This is a genomic window from Enterococcus sp. S22(2020), assembly GCF_020295385.1.
Classification (GTDB): Bacteria; Bacillota; Bacilli; order Lactobacillales; family Enterococcaceae; genus Enterococcus_L; species Enterococcus_L dunnyi.
Genome location: NZ_JACFUD010000005.1, coordinates 268474 through 285124, shown reverse-complemented (window position 1 = coordinate 285124; position 16651 = coordinate 268474). Strand labels below are relative to the sequence as shown.

The window sequence follows — 16651 nt, the reverse complement described above, 5'->3', positions numbered from 1 at the left end:
TTTAAAGAGACTTGGTTGTAATTCGTAGAATTATGGCCTAGCCTCTTTTTATTTTTTATGTATGATATGCTACTATGGTAAAAAAGAACGGAGGTTGAAAATGGAACTTAAAGAGTATCAACAATGGATCAGTGATTTTTACAAGCAACGCGGCTGGTATGATCTTGAGCCATTTATTCGCGTCGGCTTTTTAGCAGAGGAAACAGGAGAAGTTGCTCGCGCTGTCCGCGCATTAGAGATCGGACGGGATCGTCCTGACGAACCAGATAAAGCAACGGAAGAATGTATTCAAGAATTGACTGAAGAATTAGGGGATGTGCTTGATAACATTTTTATTTTAGCGGATAAATATGATATTCGCTTAGAAAACATTTTAACGTCACACAGAAAAAAATTAGAGGCTCGTTTCAATACTATCAATCAATGAAAGAAGGTCGCTTATGTCAGAAGAAATCATTGTTCGCCCAGTTGAAGAAGCTGACTTTCCTCTGCTGCTTGAAATAGAAAATAGAATTTGGACAAATGAAAATTCGCCCGTACTTCACTATTATGCATCTGTAGAAGAATACAAAGAAAAGGTCTCTGATCGTAGGATTTTTGTTGCAGCTGATGCTCAGAAGGTTCATGGCTTCATTGATGTTCATCATCCTACGCCATTACTTGCACATAAAAAACAGTGGATGCTGGGAATCGGCGTTCATCCTCAAAGTCAATCTTTAGGCATCGGCAAAAAATTATTAGATCATGTAAAAAAAGCTGGAAAAAAAGAGCACATCCATAAACTTTCGCTGCGCGTCATGGGTGCCAATTCTAGAGCGATCCAATTTTATCGAAAAAACGGGTTTATTCAGGAAGGTCTATTCAAAGATGAATTTTTCATTGATGGTCAATTTTGTGATGACTATCAATTTGCCTTTTTTATCGACTAATCTCATTATTCCCTAATTTTAAAACCGCTATCTTAGCGGTTTTCTTTATATTCGCTTGCTGTACTTCAGGTATTCTGTTATTTTTATTAAGGACAAAATATTAGGAGTGTGAAAGTGTGACAAAGAAATTATCGTGGCGTGAATACCTTTATGTAGGGTCTATGCTATTTGGGTTGTTTTTCGGAGCAGGAAATCTGATTTTCCCTGTTCATATGGGGCAAGAAGCAGGGGCAAATATTTTTCTTGCCAATCTTGGCTTTTTGATCACGGGTATCGGTTTGCCTTTTCTAGGTGTCATTGCAATAGGTATTTCTAAAAGCAATGGTGTTTTTGATTTGGCCACTCGAGTAAATAGACGATATGCCGTTGGATTTACTGTACTGCTCTATCTGACGATCGGACCCTTTTTTGCTTTACCTCGTTTAGCAACAACTTCATTTGAAATTGGACTGGCTCCTTTTGTTTCTACCAACCAACAAAAAATATTTTTAGCGATTTTTTCAGCGATTTTCTTTTTGATTGCTTGGGCTTTCTCGCGTAAACCATCAAAACTATTAGATTATGTAGGCAAATTTTTAAATCCCTTATTTCTATTTTTATTAGCTATTTTACTTTTATTTGCCTTTTTGAATCCTTTAGGTAGTATTTCATCTGCTGAAATCGGCAGTGCCTATACAGAAAATCCTTTTTTTAAAGGCTTCACTGAGGGCTACAATACACTGGATGCACTCGCTTCTTTAGCCTTTGGGATCATTATTGTTTCAACGATCAAAGGAATGGGTGTTGAAAAGCCGAATGACATAGCAAAAGACACGATCAAATCTGGTGCGGTCAGTATTATTTTGATGGGAATTATCTATACCCTATTATCTTACATGGGAACGATGAGCTTAGGTGGATTTCCACTTAGTGAAAATGGCGGCATCGCATTAGCTCAAATCGCCAACCATTATTTGGGGAATTTAGGGAGTATTCTACTTGCCTTTATCGTTATACTAGCTTGCTTAAAGACAGCGATCGGTCTGATCACTGCTTTCTCTGAAACGTTTGCTGAGCTTTTTCCGAAAAGATCGTATGCATTCTATATTGCAGCTGCTAGTATTTTACCTTGCTTATTCGCAAATGTCGGCTTAACAAATATCATTCAGTTTTCAATTCCTGTCCTGATGTTTATCTATCCTTTAGCTATGACCTTGATGCTTTTGGTTATTCTCAGCCCTTTGTTCCGTCATCGCCAAGAGGTGTATCAGACAACGACTTACGTTACTTTGTTGGCTGCTTTATTAGATGCTTTAAATAGTGCTCCTGATTCCTTTAAAAATCTTGGTTTCGTGACTGCGATTTTAGATGCAGCAAATGCTTATCTTCCATTATTTACGATCGGAATGGGCTGGGTAGTTCCCGCAATCCTTGGGTTTATTATCGGTATTTTCTGGACGATGATCAAGAAAACACCGTTAGCTGAATAAAAACATAAGTCTAAAGTATAGCTCTTTGAGTTATATTTTAGACTTTTTCATTTTGGATAAAAATAGGACAAAACCATACTTGTACTCTCATTCCTTATTTAAAGAGCGACAATATCTACTTGGATCAGTTAAAACTATTTTTAAGATTGGTAAAATACTGAAATCGCTCTACAACAAAAGAACCCTCTTTCCATTTTTTGATAACTTATCTTTTTGACTTCTTAATGCTTTATTTTCCAGAAATATCGTTCATTTGTTTTTATCTTTTGTTCATATTTCCGCGAAAGTTCAGCTTTTTGTTAAGGATGCATCACTAAGTGTTTCAGCTCCATCGTCTTAGCTGACAAGTCTACCCTAAATACAGTAGAATAAGGGCAAGGAAGTGATAAACATGCTTTATGAAGAATTGATGATGGATTCAGGTGTATTGACAAAGTTTGAGCTTTTCAAACGAATCACACAAATCAATCAGCCTGATATCTCAATTACTCAATTATCGGAAGAAAAATCATTGAATTATCAACAAACTTTTATCATCTTAAATGAAATCAATAATGATTTATTGAAAATAACGAAAACACACCCTTCTATTTTAAAAAAAGCTGGTAAAATCGATAGTACAAAATTGCTCGTCACGATTGACGAATATCGCTACTTTTTATTAAAAAAGTCCGTACCATTTCAATTCATCCTGTATTTTTTAAATCATGAAGAACCTAGTATAGATGACTTTTGTCAACGTTATTTCGTCAGCCGTTCTACCGTTTCCAGAAAGATGCTGCCGTTAAAGAAGCATGTAAAACAATTCAACTTACGCTTTGGTTATACTGAAGCAAATTTGATTGGCGATGAACGTGCTGTTCGAGTGGCTCTTTTTAATGCGCTTTGGTTAGGAACGAGAGGTACTGCCTGGCCTTTTGAGAGTGTGGCTTTTGAGGACGCTGAGCGTTTAGCTGGCGCTTATGCTGAATACTTTCCTTTGTCTAGAACATATCTCGGTGCCAAAGAACTGACTTATTTTGCCGCAATTTTTCTGTGCCGGACACGGAAAAAGTTTTTTGTTCCTTATGATAGTCGCTATGACTTTTTGATGATGGACAATCCTTATTATGATTTTGAGCGTTTAAATAAAGAACTTGGTGCAGAGCAAACTCTTTCATTTGAACAAAGTAAAGGGGAGAGCAGTTTCATTTTCTTTCTGGCCCACTATGCTCCTTTTTATACGCTGGATGATGATCCTTCATTATTTCAAACACTCCATGATTTTTCAACTCGACCGAATCTCGTGTACGATATCGTCTCTGAATTTCTAGACTACGCGAAACGCAATATCTTTAAAAATGAACCTGAAGCACTGGATAATTCCATCATCATTGGTAATTTATTGAATGTGATGTTTGCCTTTTATGCCCTACGTCAACCTTTCCCTAATCTGGAGAAACTTGTTGAAGCTCCTAAAACACGCAGTAAAGCGGATCAATTCCTGGAAACAAAAATTCACTTATTTTTTGAAGAAAAGTCTCAGGAAAAAGGGAGTAAATTTATTTACACGATCAAAAAACCGCTTGTTAATGCCTTTAAAAACATTTTACTGCCGATCTATGATAAACCAAAACACGCTGAACATTTAAAAGTGGGTGTGGCATTTGAGCATAATTTTCTTTTGGTCAGTAGGATCTATCAGTTCTTGAATGATCTAGGTTTTGTTGATGCAGCTCCTTATAAAGAAGCATTGAACGACGAGTATGACCTCGTTATCAGTTCTTCTCTATTACCTAGAAAAAAGACACCTGATTTACCTCTTTATTTCTGGGATCTTTCATATAAAGAAGAAGAGTTAGCTGATTTGTATCGTGTTTTACAGCAGTTGTTTGAGCAAAAAAATATTGTAGAAGATTGATCTTTCTTTTATTCTGAAGAAAAGAGCCTGACTTTTGACCATCCTTTATAACAATAAAAGTCCCGAACAAAACTAGAAAACTGTTTTGTTCGGGACTTTTATTATTCATATTTTACTTCCATTAAATATAAGCCCTCCGGATTTGCTGTTGGTCCAGCAAAATTTCGATCCTTTGCAGCCAATATTTGTGGAATCGTTGTTTCATCAATGCGTCCTGATCCCATCTTAAGCAATGTACCAACTAAAATACGAATCATTTTATATAAGAAACCATCTCCGCGAAATGTAAAAATCAATTCATTTTCTGCTTCATTTACTTCAAGATTCGCCTCATAAATCGTTCGAACTTTATCTTCGATTTCCGTACCTGAGGCACAAAATGAGGTAAAATCATGAGTCCCTAATAAATCAGGTAACGCTCGACGTATTTTATTTACATCGACCGGATACATAAAATGAGTTGCATAAAATCGCTTAAACGGACTTCTTGGTTTGCCAATATCTACACGGAAGCAATAGGTTTTTTCTACGACATGATAACGTGCATGAAAATCCTCCGGCACGATTTCTACGCTTTTCACCGCAATATCTTTCGGTGTTTGTGTATCCAATGCATAACGCATTTTTTCTAAATCACGTGTTTGGTCATAATCAAAATGAATGACTTGACCTTCGGCATGGACTCCAGCGTCTGTCCGACCTGAACCAAAAATCGTGATCGTTTTGCCATTGTTTATTCTTCTCAATGTGTTTTCAAATTCCCCTTGGACGGTTCGTTTATCCGGTTGAATCTGAAATCCATTAAAATTTGTTCCATCATAAGCAATCACTGCTTTGTAACGCGGCATTTCTTTTCCACCTTTACTTCTAACTTCTGATAAAAATCAAGACTGCTGTTAAGACCCCAAAAGCCAGCATTACAATGGTATCACTCAAATGCCAATGTAAAATCCGATATTTTGTCCGTCCTTCTCCACCTTGATAACCTCTTGCTTCCATTGCCGTAGCTAGATCTTCTGCTCGATTGAAGCTGCTGACAAATAATGGAATCAATAAAGGTACGATTGCCTTCATCTTTTGAATCAAGCTTCCTTCACCGAAATCAACTCCTCTGGCACGTTGGGCGTTCATGATTTTTTCTGTTTCATCCATCAATGTCGGTACAAATCGCAAAGCAATCGACAACATCAATGATACTTCATGAACAGGAAAACGAACTACTTTTAACGGACGCAGTAGATATTCGATCGCATCTGATAAATCAAGCGGCGGTGTCGTCAATGTCAATAAGGTCGACATGAAAATGATCAGCACAAAGCGGCAAAAAATGAATAAGCCATTGATCACACCAAACTCAGTGACGGTGAAAATTCCCCATTTGAAGTAAACTTCTCCTCCTTGGGTAAACAACATCTGCAATGCTACAGTAAAGAGAATCAGCCAAATCAGTGGTTTGATACCACGGATAAAGAAGCGAATATTGACTTTCGATAAAAAGATCGCAAACAGCGTAAATACAGCTAATACTGTGTACGTCTGCCAATTATTCGCCAAGAAGATGATCCCAATAAAATAAAAGCTGGCAATCAGTTTCGCCCTTGGGTCCATTGTGTGTATAAATGAATCCCCCGGAATGTAGCGTCCAAAAATCAATTTATTCATCACAGGTCAACACCTGCCTTCAACTCTTTTAACAAATCATCTGCTAATGCCTCTGCTGTTAAAGGTAACGTGTCAAATGACATTCCTTTAGCTATCAGCTTTTCTGCGAAACTAGCAGCTGTAGGTACACCTAATTGTTTTTCCTTCAGCCAGTCGATATCTTCAAATACACTTTGCGGAGTCCCATCTTTAACGATTTTTCCCTTTTCAAGAACGAGCACGTGGTCCGCATAATTAGCTACATCATCCATTAAATGAGTGACTAAAACGATCGTCATCCCACGTTCTTCATGTAGCTTTTGGAACATTCCCATCATTTCTTTACGCCCTTGAGGATCTAAACCAGCTGTGGGCTCATCTAGAACCAAAACTTCAGGCTCCATCGCTAAAACCCCGGCAATTGCGACACGTCGCATTTGACCGCCAGAAAGCTCAAATGGTGAACGCTCTAAATAGCTTTCATCCAGACCAACAAGCGTCAACATTTCTTTTGCTAATCGTTTTCCTTCTTCGTCACTCACACCAAAATTTTTAGGGCCAAAAGCGATATCCCTTTCAACAGTTTCTTCAAACAATTGTGCTTCTGGAAATTGAAAAACAATGCCGACTTTTTTACGGATAGGTTTTAAATTTTTATTATTCGTTTCAGGTAATATCGTCCGATCACCGATCATCACTTTACCTTTTGTCGGCTTAACAAGTGCATTTAAATGCTGAAGCAACGTCGATTTTCCACTACCTGTATGCCCAACGATCGCTGTGTATGAGCCTTCTTTTATCGTAAGATTCAAATCAAATAAAGCACGTTGTTCAAATGGTGTATTTGGCTGGTACGTAAAATCTACTTGTTCAAAACGGATGTCCATAGCCAGTCCACCATCCTTTCTTCAGTCAAATATTCATCAGGTACAGCAACGCCGCGATCTTTTAAAGCAATTTTCAATTTTTCCGGAAATGGTAAGTCAAGACCCATTTGGACTAACTCCGTTCCTGCAGAAAAAATATCAGCAGGAGTTCCTTCTTTGACTAGCTTCCCTTGCTTCATGACCAAGATTCTATTCGCATTAGCGGCTTCATCAATATCATGAGTAATCGAAATAACGGTTAGATTGCTTGCTTCTTTGATTTTTTTGATCGTCGAGATCACTTCTTCCCGACCTTCCGGATCAAGCATACTAGTTGCCTCATCCAAGATAATAATATCTGGACGCAAAGCAACAACGCCCGCAATTGCTACACGTTGTTTTTGACCGCCAGATAAACGAGCTGGTTCACGAGTGGCAAAGGAATCCATCCGCACCTTCTCAAGAGCATCTTTCACTCTGATCACCATTTCATCACGTGGAATCCCTTGATTTTCCAAACCAAAGGCTACATCATCTTCTACTGTCGAGCCAACAAACTGGTTGTCAGGGTTTTGGAAAACCATCCCCACCATTCGTCTGATTTCCCATACATTGTCCTCGTTCAATTCTTTACCACCAACTGAAATACTGCCCGCTTCCGGCAATAACAGTCCATTGATCGTTTTGGCCAACGTAGATTTTCCTGAACCATTATGCCCAATAATTGCTATCCACTCACCTTGTTGGATGGAAAAAGATACATCATTCAAAGCGGGAGAAGCCTCTTCTGGTTGATAGCTAAATTCAATATTTTTTAATTCAATTATCGGTTGCATCGCGTACTCCCTCAATTATTTAGTCTTACTAACACTAACAAAAAATCAGTGCTTTTTCAATCAAATCTTCTTTTATTTACGCTATTTTCTATTATAACAAAAGAAGCTGCAATATGGGAATTCTAATCTGTCAAGACAGGAATATTTATGTATTTTTTTGTCTAATAAGCAAAAAAGATTGAAACATCTAGCAAAATGGTTTCAATCTTTTTGATTCATTATATTCTCAAGAATTCTGCTGCAAATATTCAAATGCATATTGCGCATAAAGCTCAGCACCGATCGCCATTGCATCCTCATCTACATTGAAACGCCCATGATGATGTGCCCATTGCGTATCCTTTTCGGGATTTCCACAGCCTACCAGAGCAAAACAACCGGGTGTATGCTCCGTGAAATAACTAAAGTCTTCACCACCAGTAGTTGGCGGCTCTTGGATCAGTGCTTGCTCGCCAAAATTTTCTTTGATCACGGATTGAGCAAAGAGAGCGTCTTTTTCATCATTGATCACCGGTAGTGTGCCATGATCATAAACAAGGTCGGCAGTACCGCCATACATCGCTGCTGTCTGCTCTGCAAAGCGTCTTAACGCATTCTCTACACGATCACGAGTCTCAATGCTAAAACAGCGTACAGTCCCTTCTAAGCGTGCATTTTCAGCAATCACATTAAAGCGAGTTCCGACATCCATTTTTCCTACCGTCACAACAACAGGATCTAGCGGATTTGTCTCTCTTGAAACAACTGACTGCACATTCATCACAAAGGAAGAAGCAATCAACGCTGCATCTACACATGCATCCGGCATAGCACCATGACCACCCCGACCTTTAAAATCGACGGAAAAAATATCAGCCGAAGCAAACGACGAGCCCACCACACAAGAGGCTGTTCCTGAAAGCATCTGTGACCAGATATGGATACCGAATACATTATCTACATTATCAACAGCCCCTTGTTCAACCATTGCTTTCGCTCCCTGAGCATTTTCCTCTGATGGTTGAAAAATAAAGCGAACAGTCCCCTTTATCTCTGACTGCCCCTCTTTCAATGCTTTTGCTGCTGTTAAGAGCATTGCAGTATGCGCATCATGTCCACAGGCATGCATTTTTCCATCTTCTAATGATTTATATGGCAATTCATCATTCAGCTCCTGAACTGGTAATGCATCCATATCAGCTCTTAAGGCAACCGTTTTACCAGCTTTCCCACCAACAAGCTCTGCAATGATCCCTGTTGGTTCGGTTTTACGATAAGGAATACCAAGTTGATCGAGTACTTCAGCAACCTTATCAGTCGTTCTAAATTCTTCAAATTGCAATTCTGGATGTTGATGGAGATCTCTTCTAAACTCAATCATTGTAGGTGTATATTTTTCAATCAACGCTTTTAACTCTTCCATACTATCATTCACTCCTATAAGCTTAATAAAATACTTGAAAAAATTCCTGCTAAAATCACAGAAACAATCGTCACTGTGATGAAACCTGCTACTAACATCGGCGGCATCATATGATGCGTCAACGCTTCTATTTCCTTTTCATCTTCTGTTAGCGACTGGATGACTTCGTTAGTAATGATATAGTCTGCCGGAAATCCGTAAAGTGCTGTTAAAGACACTGCAAAGGCCATTTCTTTACTAACACCTAATATCCTACCCACAATTGCAGAAAAAAGATACATACCCGCTACACCAATAATAATGATTCCTACCATCGGTAAAAGCAGTTCTTCCAACATTTCAGGTGTTGCCTTTTTTAAGCCATCAAAAATAAAGAGCATCAATCCTAAAATAGCAAAACCAAAGCTATTTGCTTGTTTCAAAGGCTGCTTTTCTAAAAAGCCTAAAGTAGAAGCGATAACACCAAAAAATAGACAGAGAACAAAAGGGCTGATCGAAACAAAGGAACTGCACCAAACAGATACATAGTATGCTGCCAAAGACACACAAGCCAAGCGAAAAATACGTGAAAAATCTGTATGATATTTTTTAGGGACTTTTTTGAATAATTTAGGAATCGTTTCATCCTCTATAATAGTGTCTTCTAAAGAACTTTTCTTTTGCTCATTTAGCGGCTGCCATTGTCCATTACGATATTTTTCGAGCATTCGCTTTCCTTCTTTCTTTAACATGATGGAGGTTAAAGGATAGCCAGCGAAGCCCTGCATCACATAAATCAGAATTGCTAATACTGATAATGAGGTCAATCCAGCGGTCTGCGCTGCCTCAGACATAATCAAAGAAGAAACTACTCCTCCTACTAATGGCGGAACTGCTACTAAAACTGTTTCTAAATCAAATATAAAAGAACCGACAGTCAATAACAAGACAACGATTCCCGTGATTCCTGATAAGGTGATCACGATCGTTTTCCATTGATTGCCCAGTTCCTTGATCGATAATAGTGTGCCCATATTCGTAATCAATAAATACATCAACAATGTTGCTACTACAGGTGGGATCCCAGCAATTTCAACGATATTTTTTGGAAAAAATGTCCAATACCCTACAACAAATAGCACAGCACACACGAAAACTGATGAAACCCAAGCTTTTGTTTTACTTGAAATGATATCACCAATATATAAAGTGCCCATTACTAATGTAAAAGCCGTCATTTGCGCCATATTATTCCCCCTTTTCATACTTTATTTTTCAGAAAATTCTGATTAAATAAAGTATACTAAAAATAACACTTATACGCAATAAGGTGACAAAAAATACTATTTAGTTTCATGAACACAAAAAAACCCCAAGAAAGTTCCTAGGGCAAAAAAATACACCTTATACTATGATGAGTGCTTCTCTGCTGAATATACATTCAGCAGAGAAAGCGTTGAGCTAGACTAGGAGTCGCCTCCAACATCATAACACTCTAAAAGAATCATCTATAAAGTGACGGTATAGTTTGATTATTTAACAAATTCAATAATTACCATTGGCGCTGCATCTCCGCGTCTTGGTTCTGTCTTCAAGATACGAGTGTAACCACCTTGACGTTCAGCATAACGAGGTGCTAAATCATTGAATAGTTTTTGTAAAGCTGATTCAACAACAATAGCTTCGTTTTCTTCACGTACGCTGGCAACTTCATTGCGTACAAATGTCGCTGCTTGACGACGAGCATGAAGATCTCCACGTTTGCCTAATGTAATCATTTTTTCTGTAGTTGAACGAATTTCTTTCGCACGAGCTTCAGTTGTAACGATACGTTCGTTGATAATTAAATCAGTAGTTAAGTCACGCAACATTGCCTTACGTTGGCTTGATGTGCGTCCTAATTTACGATAACCCACGTTGGTTTTCCTCCTTCGTAAAAAGTATTAATCGTCTTTACGTAAGCCTAAACCTAAATCATGCAATTTCAGTTTAACCTCTTCAAGAGATTTACGACCTAAATTACGTACTTTGATCATTTCTGGTTCAGATTTATTTGTAAGTTCTTGTACAGTGTTGATACCTGCACGTTTTAGACAGTTGTATGAACGAACAGACAAGTCTAGTTCTTCGATGGTCATTTCCAACATTTTTTCTTTTTGTGTTTCTTCTTTTTCAACCATGATTTCAGCATTTTTCGCTTCATCAGTAAGGTTTACAAAGATGTCTAAATGCTCAGTCATGATCTTAGCAGCTAAGCTAAGAGCTTCTTGAGGAATGATTGAACCATCAGTCCATATTTCCATTGTTAATTTGTCGAAGTCATCACGACGACCAACACGAGTGTTTTCTACTTGGTAGTTCACACGGCGAACTGGCGTATAGATGGAATCAACAGGGAGAACACCGATCGGCATATCTTCCTTTTTGTTTTCGTCTGCTTGAACATAGCCACGACCAGGTTTCACTGTTAAGCGAGCGTGGAAAGTAGCTCCTTCAGAGACACTACAGATAACTAAATCTTTATTCAAGATCTCAACATCGCTGTCAACGATAATATCGCCAGCAGTTACTGTAGCAGGTCCTGTAATATCGATCTCAAGGGTTTTTTCTTCTTCTGCATAAAGCTTCAAAGCTAGACCTTTGATATTCAAAATGATTTGCGTTACGTCTTCTCTAACACCTTTAATTGTAGAAAATTCATGCAGCACTCCATCGATTTGAATATTGGTAATAGCAGCTCCTGGTAAAGAAGATAATAAAATACGACGTAGAGAATTACCTAAAGTAGTCCCGTAACCTCTTTCCAGCGGTTCAACGACGAACTTGCCATAATCTCTATTTTCATCAATTTTTTCGATTCTTGGTTTTTCAAATTCAATCATTCTTATCTATACCCCTTTCAAAACGAAAAGTGTCTTGTTCAATGACGTTCTTGATTCAAACTCAGAATGAGTGGCACTCATTAAACACGACGGCGTTTTGGAGGGCGGCATCCATTATGAGGAACTGGAGTCACGTCACGAATTGCAGTCACTTCTAAACCTGTTGCTTGCAATGAACGAATCGCTGCTTCACGTCCAGAACCTGGTCCTTTAACTGTTACATCAACAGTTTTAAGTCCGTGTTCTTGTGCTGCTTTAGTTGCAGCTTCTGCGGCCATTTGAGCTGCAAACGGTGTTGATTTTTTGCTTCCTTTAAAACCTAATGATCCTGCTGATGACCATGCTAACGCATTTCCATGAGTATCAGTAATCATTACAATTGTATTATTGAATGTAGAGTGGATATGTGCAATCCCAGATTCTATATTCTTTTTCACACGGCGTTTACGACTAACTTTTTTTGCTGCCATGAAGATCTAACCTCCTTCACTTAGGAATTATTTTTTCTTGCCTGCTACAGTACGAGCTGGGCCTTTACGAGTACGTGCATTATTTTTCGTGTTTTGTCCACGAGTTGGTAATCCACGACGATGACGAATTCCACGGTAAGAACCGATTTCCATCAAACGTTTGATGTTCAAGTTCACTTCACGACGAAGATCCCCTTCAACTTTTAACTTATCAATTTCCGCACGGATCGCATCTGTTTGTTCGTTTGTTAAGTCACGAACGCGAATATCTTCAGATACGCCAACGTTTGCTAATACTTGTTTAGCTGTAGTGTTTCCAATACCATAAATATAAGTAAGAGAAATTACTACACGTTTATCACGAGGGATGTCTACTCCTGCAATACGAGCCATTCTACGTTACACCTCCTATTATCCTTGACGTTGTTTATGTTTTGGATTTGCTGGGCAAATGACCATAACACGTCCTTTACGGCGAATTACTTTACAATGTTCACACATTGGTTTTACTGATGGTCTTACTTTCATGATAATACCTCCCTGAATTTTACGGAGTACAATTATTTAAAGCGATAAGTGATTCGACCACGAGTTAAATCATAAGGAGATAACTCTACAGTCACTTTATCTCCAGGTAAAATTCGAATATAGTGCATACGGATTTTACCGGAAACAGTAGCAAGAACTTGGTGTCCATTTTCTAGTTCAACTTTAAACATTGCATTCGGCAAAGTTTCGACGACTGTACCTTCGACTTCAATCATATCTTCTTTAGCCACGCACAGTACCTCCTTGTACTTGTTTCGCATTTTCACACGATAAAATGGCGGAAACTTCAGCTCCCACCTAGAATTTTCAATTAAACTTCCACAAAAAGGTAGAAGTCGGACTGATACATTCTATCATAATTTATTCTATTTGGCAAGAGAATCTGAATCATACACAAATGGTAAGCTTGTGGCAATTCAAGTACTATCTTTTTTCAATGATTTCTTTCACTTCAGAAAAAACAGTATCGATCTCGCGATTCCCATCTATTGTGTGCAGTACGTTTTTAGCTTTATAAAAATCTAAAATCGGTGCACTGCTTTTGATGTTGACAGCCAGACGGTTTTTGACCGTTTCAGGCTTATCATCTTCTCTTTGATAAAAATCATGTCCGCCGCAACGATCACATGTCCCTTCCACTGCTGGAGGATTGAAAATTTTATGATAAGTTGCTCCGCATGTACGGCAGATAAAACGGCCGGCCAAGCGATCAACCAACACATCTTCTTCTACATGGATGTCGATGACTGCATCGATTTTTTTATTTAATTCTTGTAACATTTTATCTAATGCTTCTGCCTGATCCAGCGTCCGTGGAAAACCATCTAATAAAAAGCCTTTATCAGTATCTGGTTCAGCCAAACGTTCTTTGACGATACCGTTTGTAACATCGTCTGGAACCAAAGCACCTTTATCGATATAAGATTTCGCTTCTAAGCCAAGAGCAGTTTCGTTTTTCATTGCGGCACGGAACATATCTCCAGTAGAAATATGCGGAATACCGTAAGTATCGACGATTTTCTCTGCTTGAGTTCCTTTGCCTGCTCCAGGCAATCCCATTAAAATGAGGTTCATTTCTTTTCCTCCTAATTTTAAAGGCTGGCTTATGAAGCTAGCCTATGGTGAGAATCAAGGTCGAGACGGAAGTGCTTCATTTCAAGAAACAACGTTACTTCCAAGAAAGCTACTTCTGTCACGCCACTTAAGGTAGAGAGAAAAACTTGCGTCTTGTCTCAGTACATGATTCTTACTTATTGATAAAGCCAACATATTGACGTTTCAACATTAAACCTTCTAATTGTTTCGCTGTCTCTAATGCAACACCTATCACAATCAGTAAGCTAGTTCCCCCAAGACCGATAGATTGCGGTAATTGCCAGACCATTTGAGCAATGATCGGTAATAGTGCAACTAATCCTAGGAAAATAGAACCGACAACACTTAGTCTCATTAACATTCCAGAGATATATTCTTCTGTCCCTTTACCTGGTCGTACGCTTGGAATATAACTTCCTTGCTTTTGTAAGTTCTCCGCTAATTTCTCAGGGTTTACTTGAACAAAGGCATAGAAGAAAGTGAAAGCAACGATCAGTACAGTATAAATAATCGCACCTGGAACGGTATTGTAACTAAAAATTTGTGTCATAATATCATACCAGCCTTCGCCGGAATAATTTTTAGAAAACGCCTGTAAAACAGCGTTTGGTGTCGCAATCAATGAACTTGCAAAGATAACTGGAATAACACCGGCAGCATTTACTTTTAACGGTAAATAACTACTTGTTGGTGCACCAGAGACACGTTTTGTATATTGGATCGGAATTTTGCGTTCTGCTTGTTGGAAGAAGGTTACTAATGTAACCACGATTAAAATCGCAATAATTAAAATCACAATAAAAATCACAGACTGCCAAATTCTAGAAGACTCGATATTGATAAAGTAATCTTCAATGATTTCTTTGATCCCTGCTGGGACTCTTGAAATGATCCCTGCAAAAATGATCATCGAAACGCCATTGCCGATTCCTTTTTCAGTAATTTGTTCTCCTAACCAAGTAACAAACATCGTACCACCAGTTAAAATCACAGCGATCGTTACAAAAGTTCCGATGCTAGGATTTTTTACGATCCCAACTGAACTTAATTGGTTGAAACCAGCAGTGATCCCCATTGACTGAGCGATCCCCAAGACGATCGTTAAATATCTTGTTGCTTGATTCAACTTCTTACGTCCAACTTCACCTTGTTTTGACCATTCTACAAATTTCGGTATGATATCCATTTGTAAGAGTTGAATAATGATAGATGCTGTAATGTACGGTGAAACCCCCATCGAAAAGATCGAGAAGTTTTGCATCGCACTACCGCTGACCATATTCAGCATGTTTAAAAATGGTAAATTGCTTAAGTCTTGCAATCCTTTTGCATTTACGCCAGGTACTGTAATATGAGCACCTAAACGAAATACAAAAAGAATGAATACAGTAAACAAAATTTTTGATCTAATGTCTTTGACTTTAAAAGCATCTTTTAACAGTTTAAACATTAGATCACCTCGATTGATCCACCAGCTGCAACAATTGCTTCCTCTGCTGCTTTAGAGAATTTAGCTGCTTTCACAGTTAATTTTTTAGTTAATTCACCGTTAGCAAGAACTTTGATCCCAGCTTTTTCGTTTTTAACGATTCCAGCTTCGATCAGTCCTGCAGGTGTAACTTCAGTTCCATCTTCGAAACGATTTAAGACATCTAAGTTGATGACTGCGTAATCTTTACGGTTGATGTTCGTGAAGCCGCGTTTTGGTAAACGACGGAATAATGGAGTTTGACCCCCTTCAAATCCTAAACGTACACCGCCGCCTGAACGAGCTTTTTGCCCTTTTTGTCCGCGACCGGCTGTTTTACCATTACCAGATGAAGTACCACGTCCAACACGGTTACGTACTTGGCGTGAACCTTCAGCAGGTTTCAATTCATGAAGTTTCATTGGTTTGGCACCTCCTTAAACAATGTACTATTGTAAATTAAACTTCTTCAACGTCCACTAAGTGTGAAACAGTGTTGATCATACCTTTGATTGCTTCATTCGCAGGTTTCACAACAGAGCTGTTTACTTTTCCTAAACCTAATGCTTTAACTGTATCTTTTTGGTTTTGAGGACGTCCGATCACGCTGCGTTTTAATGTAACTTTTAATTCAGCCATTCTTATGTCCTCCTTATCCTAAAATTTCTTCTACAGATTTACCGCGAAGTGCTGCCACTTCTTCGGCACGTTTTAATTGTTTCAACCCTTCAACTGTTGCGCGAACAACGTTGATCGGTGTGTTTGAACCTAATGATTTTGATGTAATATCTGCTACACCAGCTAATTCCAATACGGCACGAACTGGTCCACCAGCGGCTACCCCAGAACCTTCTACTGCAGGTTTCATAAGGATACGGCCACCACCAAATACCCCAATCACTTCGTGAGGGATAGTCGAACCAACCATAGGCACTTCAACTAAGTTTTTCTTCGCGTCTTCAATTGCTTTACGGATCGCTTCTGGTACTTCTTGTGCTTTACCAGTACCAAAACCAACGTGTCCGTTTTTATCTCCCACAACAACTAAAGCAGCAAAACGTAGACGACGTCCACCTTTAACAACTTTTGTTACACGGTTGATCGCAACTACGCGGTCTTCTAATTCCAAGTGTTTTGGATCAATATAAACCATGAATGGTGTTCC

General features: G+C 38.6%; 21 protein-coding genes. 4 read left to right on the top strand and 17 right to left on the bottom strand.

Features of this window, described 5'->3' with window-relative positions; genetic code table 11:
- The first annotated feature begins 100 nt into the window (after nucleotides 1-100).
- The 4 genes from H3T55_RS12495 (at nucleotide 101) to H3T55_RS12480 (ending at nucleotide 4298) form a co-directional block, all read left to right on the top strand.
- Nucleotides 101-427, top strand: a complete 327-nt coding sequence (locus H3T55_RS12495; RefSeq protein WP_225534720.1) for a MazG-like family protein — start codon at nucleotides 101-103, stop codon at nucleotides 425-427.
- Between the two features lie 13 nt (nucleotides 428-440).
- Nucleotides 441-929, top strand: coding sequence for a GNAT family N-acetyltransferase (locus H3T55_RS12490; protein ID WP_225534719.1), 489 nt, complete (start codon nucleotides 441-443; stop codon nucleotides 927-929).
- Between the two features lie 116 nt (nucleotides 930-1045).
- A complete protein-coding gene (gene brnQ, locus H3T55_RS12485) occupies nucleotides 1046-2398 on the top strand; it encodes a branched-chain amino acid transport system II carrier protein (RefSeq protein WP_225534718.1) in 1353 nt (450 codons plus the stop codon).
- A 391-nt stretch (nucleotides 2399-2789) separates the two neighbouring features.
- The gene (locus H3T55_RS12480) at nucleotides 2790-4298 is read left to right on the top strand and encodes a helix-turn-helix domain-containing protein (protein WP_225534717.1); all 1509 of its coding nucleotides are present in this window, start codon (nucleotides 2790-2792) and stop codon (nucleotides 4296-4298) included.
- A gap of 101 nt (nucleotides 4299-4399) precedes the next feature.
- Here the strand turns inward: H3T55_RS12480 and truA are convergent, their stop codons facing one another.
- The 17 genes from truA to rpsE form a co-directional block, all read right to left on the bottom strand.
- Nucleotides 4400-5146, bottom strand: coding sequence for a tRNA pseudouridine(38-40) synthase TruA (truA, locus tag H3T55_RS12475; RefSeq protein ID WP_225534716.1), 747 nt, complete (start codon nucleotides 5144-5146; stop codon nucleotides 4400-4402).
- A gap of 19 nt (nucleotides 5147-5165) precedes the next feature.
- Nucleotides 5166-5963 carry an energy-coupling factor transporter transmembrane component T family protein gene (locus tag H3T55_RS12470; RefSeq protein WP_225534715.1) on the bottom strand — a complete coding sequence of 266 codons (798 nt, stop codon included), beginning with the start codon at nucleotides 5961-5963 and terminating at the stop codon, nucleotides 5166-5168.
- Nucleotides 5960-6826: an energy-coupling factor ABC transporter ATP-binding protein gene (locus H3T55_RS12465; protein WP_225534714.1), complete on the bottom strand. Its 867-nt coding sequence runs from the start codon at nucleotides 6824-6826 to the stop codon at nucleotides 5960-5962. Before H3T55_RS12465 ends, H3T55_RS12470 begins: the two co-directional genes overlap by 4 nt.
- Complete coding sequence (locus H3T55_RS12460) at nucleotides 6802-7641, bottom strand: energy-coupling factor ABC transporter ATP-binding protein (RefSeq protein ID WP_087642014.1); 840 nt, start codon at nucleotides 7639-7641, stop codon at nucleotides 6802-6804. The genes H3T55_RS12465 and H3T55_RS12460 overlap by 25 nt, the downstream gene beginning before the upstream one ends.
- A 226-nt stretch (nucleotides 7642-7867) precedes the next feature.
- Nucleotides 7868-9043 carry a M20 family metallopeptidase gene (locus H3T55_RS12455; RefSeq protein ID WP_225534713.1) on the bottom strand — a complete coding sequence of 392 codons (1176 nt, stop codon included), beginning with the start codon at nucleotides 9041-9043 and terminating at the stop codon, nucleotides 7868-7870.
- 14 nt (nucleotides 9044-9057) lie between these two features.
- Nucleotides 9058-10269, bottom strand: a complete 1212-nt coding sequence (locus H3T55_RS12450; protein WP_225534712.1) for a hypothetical protein — start codon at nucleotides 10267-10269, stop codon at nucleotides 9058-9060.
- A 285-nt stretch (nucleotides 10270-10554) separates the two neighbouring features.
- Nucleotides 10555-10938 (bottom strand): 50S ribosomal protein L17, encoded by a 384-nt coding sequence (gene rplQ, locus H3T55_RS12445; RefSeq protein ID WP_069662435.1) that lies wholly within the window; start codon nucleotides 10936-10938, stop codon nucleotides 10555-10557.
- Nucleotides 10939-10965: 27 nt separating this feature from the next.
- On the bottom strand, nucleotides 10966-11904 hold the full coding sequence (locus tag H3T55_RS12440; RefSeq protein ID WP_069662434.1) for a DNA-directed RNA polymerase subunit alpha: 939 nt from the start codon (nucleotides 11902-11904) through the stop codon (nucleotides 10966-10968).
- An 80-nt stretch (nucleotides 11905-11984) separates the two neighbouring features.
- Entirely contained in the window at nucleotides 11985-12374 is a 390-nt protein-coding gene (rpsK, locus tag H3T55_RS12435) for a 30S ribosomal protein S11 (protein WP_087642012.1), read from the bottom strand.
- Between the two features lie 27 nt (nucleotides 12375-12401).
- Nucleotides 12402-12767: a 30S ribosomal protein S13 gene (gene rpsM / locus H3T55_RS12430; protein ID WP_069662432.1), complete on the bottom strand. Its 366-nt coding sequence runs from the start codon at nucleotides 12765-12767 to the stop codon at nucleotides 12402-12404.
- Nucleotides 12768-12785: 18 nt separating this feature from the next.
- Nucleotides 12786-12902, bottom strand: coding sequence for a 50S ribosomal protein L36 (gene rpmJ / locus H3T55_RS12425; protein WP_002288710.1), 117 nt, complete (start codon nucleotides 12900-12902; stop codon nucleotides 12786-12788).
- A 32-nt stretch (nucleotides 12903-12934) separates the two neighbouring features.
- Entirely contained in the window at nucleotides 12935-13153 is a 219-nt protein-coding gene (gene infA / locus H3T55_RS12420) for a translation initiation factor IF-1 (protein WP_002356224.1), read from the bottom strand.
- A gap of 193 nt (nucleotides 13154-13346) precedes the next feature.
- A complete protein-coding gene (locus H3T55_RS12415) occupies nucleotides 13347-13997 on the bottom strand; it encodes an adenylate kinase (protein ID WP_087642011.1) in 651 nt (216 codons plus the stop codon).
- A gap of 172 nt (nucleotides 13998-14169) precedes the next feature.
- Entirely contained in the window at nucleotides 14170-15468 is a 1299-nt protein-coding gene (secY, locus tag H3T55_RS12410; protein WP_087642010.1) for a preprotein translocase subunit SecY, read from the bottom strand.
- Complete coding sequence (gene rplO, locus H3T55_RS12405; protein WP_069662429.1) at nucleotides 15468-15908, bottom strand: 50S ribosomal protein L15; 441 nt, start codon at nucleotides 15906-15908, stop codon at nucleotides 15468-15470. The genes secY and rplO overlap by 1 nt, the downstream gene beginning before the upstream one ends.
- A gap of 37 nt (nucleotides 15909-15945) precedes the next feature.
- Nucleotides 15946-16125 (bottom strand): 50S ribosomal protein L30, encoded by a 180-nt coding sequence (gene rpmD / locus H3T55_RS12400; protein ID WP_069635453.1) that lies wholly within the window; start codon nucleotides 16123-16125, stop codon nucleotides 15946-15948.
- A 13-nt stretch (nucleotides 16126-16138) separates the two neighbouring features.
- The gene (gene rpsE, locus H3T55_RS12395) at nucleotides 16139-16639 is read right to left on the bottom strand and encodes a 30S ribosomal protein S5 (RefSeq protein WP_069635454.1); all 501 of its coding nucleotides are present in this window, start codon (nucleotides 16637-16639) and stop codon (nucleotides 16139-16141) included.
- Nucleotides 16640-16651: the final 12 nt, after the last annotated feature.

Excerpts from the sequence above, each read along its gene's own strand:
- secY (WP_087642010.1), bottom strand. The coding sequence starts at position 15,468 with ATGTTTAAACTGTTAAAAGATGCTTTTAAAGTCAAAGACATTAGATCA.
- H3T55_RS12460 (WP_087642014.1), bottom strand. The coding sequence starts at position 7,641 with ATGCAACCGATAATTGAATTAAAAAATATTGAATTTAGCTATCAACCA.
- rplO (WP_069662429.1), bottom strand. The coding sequence starts at position 15,908 with ATGAAACTTCATGAATTGAAACCTGCTGAAGGTTCACGCCAAGTACGT.
- H3T55_RS12440 (WP_069662434.1), bottom strand. The coding sequence starts at position 11,904 with ATGATTGAATTTGAAAAACCAAGAATCGAAAAAATTGATGAAAATAGA.
- rpsK (WP_087642012.1), bottom strand. The coding sequence starts at position 12,374 with ATGGCAGCAAAAAAAGTTAGTCGTAAACGCCGTGTGAAAAAGAATATA.
- rpmJ (WP_002288710.1), bottom strand. The coding sequence starts at position 12,902 with ATGAAAGTAAGACCATCAGTAAAACCAATGTGTGAACATTGTAAAGTA.
- H3T55_RS12415 (WP_087642011.1), bottom strand. The coding sequence starts at position 13,997 with ATGAACCTCATTTTAATGGGATTGCCTGGAGCAGGCAAAGGAACTCAA.
- truA (WP_225534716.1), bottom strand. The coding sequence starts at position 5,146 with ATGCCGCGTTACAAAGCAGTGATTGCTTATGATGGAACAAATTTTAAT.
- H3T55_RS12490 (WP_225534719.1), top strand. The coding sequence starts at position 441 with ATGTCAGAAGAAATCATTGTTCGCCCAGTTGAAGAAGCTGACTTTCCT.
- rpsE (WP_069635454.1), bottom strand. The coding sequence starts at position 16,639 with ATGGTTTATATTGATCCAAAACACTTGGAATTAGAAGACCGCGTAGTT.
- H3T55_RS12455 (WP_225534713.1), bottom strand. The coding sequence starts at position 9,043 with ATGGAAGAGTTAAAAGCGTTGATTGAAAAATATACACCTACAATGATT.
- H3T55_RS12495 (WP_225534720.1), top strand. The coding sequence starts at position 101 with ATGGAACTTAAAGAGTATCAACAATGGATCAGTGATTTTTACAAGCAA.
- H3T55_RS12480 (WP_225534717.1), top strand. The coding sequence starts at position 2,790 with ATGCTTTATGAAGAATTGATGATGGATTCAGGTGTATTGACAAAGTTT.
- H3T55_RS12450 (WP_225534712.1), bottom strand. The coding sequence starts at position 10,269 with ATGGCGCAAATGACGGCTTTTACATTAGTAATGGGCACTTTATATATT.
- rpsM (WP_069662432.1), bottom strand. The coding sequence starts at position 12,767 with ATGGCTCGTATTGCAGGAGTAGACATCCCTCGTGATAAACGTGTAGTA.
- rpmD (WP_069635453.1), bottom strand. The coding sequence starts at position 16,125 with ATGGCTGAATTAAAAGTTACATTAAAACGCAGCGTGATCGGACGTCCT.
- H3T55_RS12465 (WP_225534714.1), bottom strand. The coding sequence starts at position 6,826 with ATGGACATCCGTTTTGAACAAGTAGATTTTACGTACCAGCCAAATACA.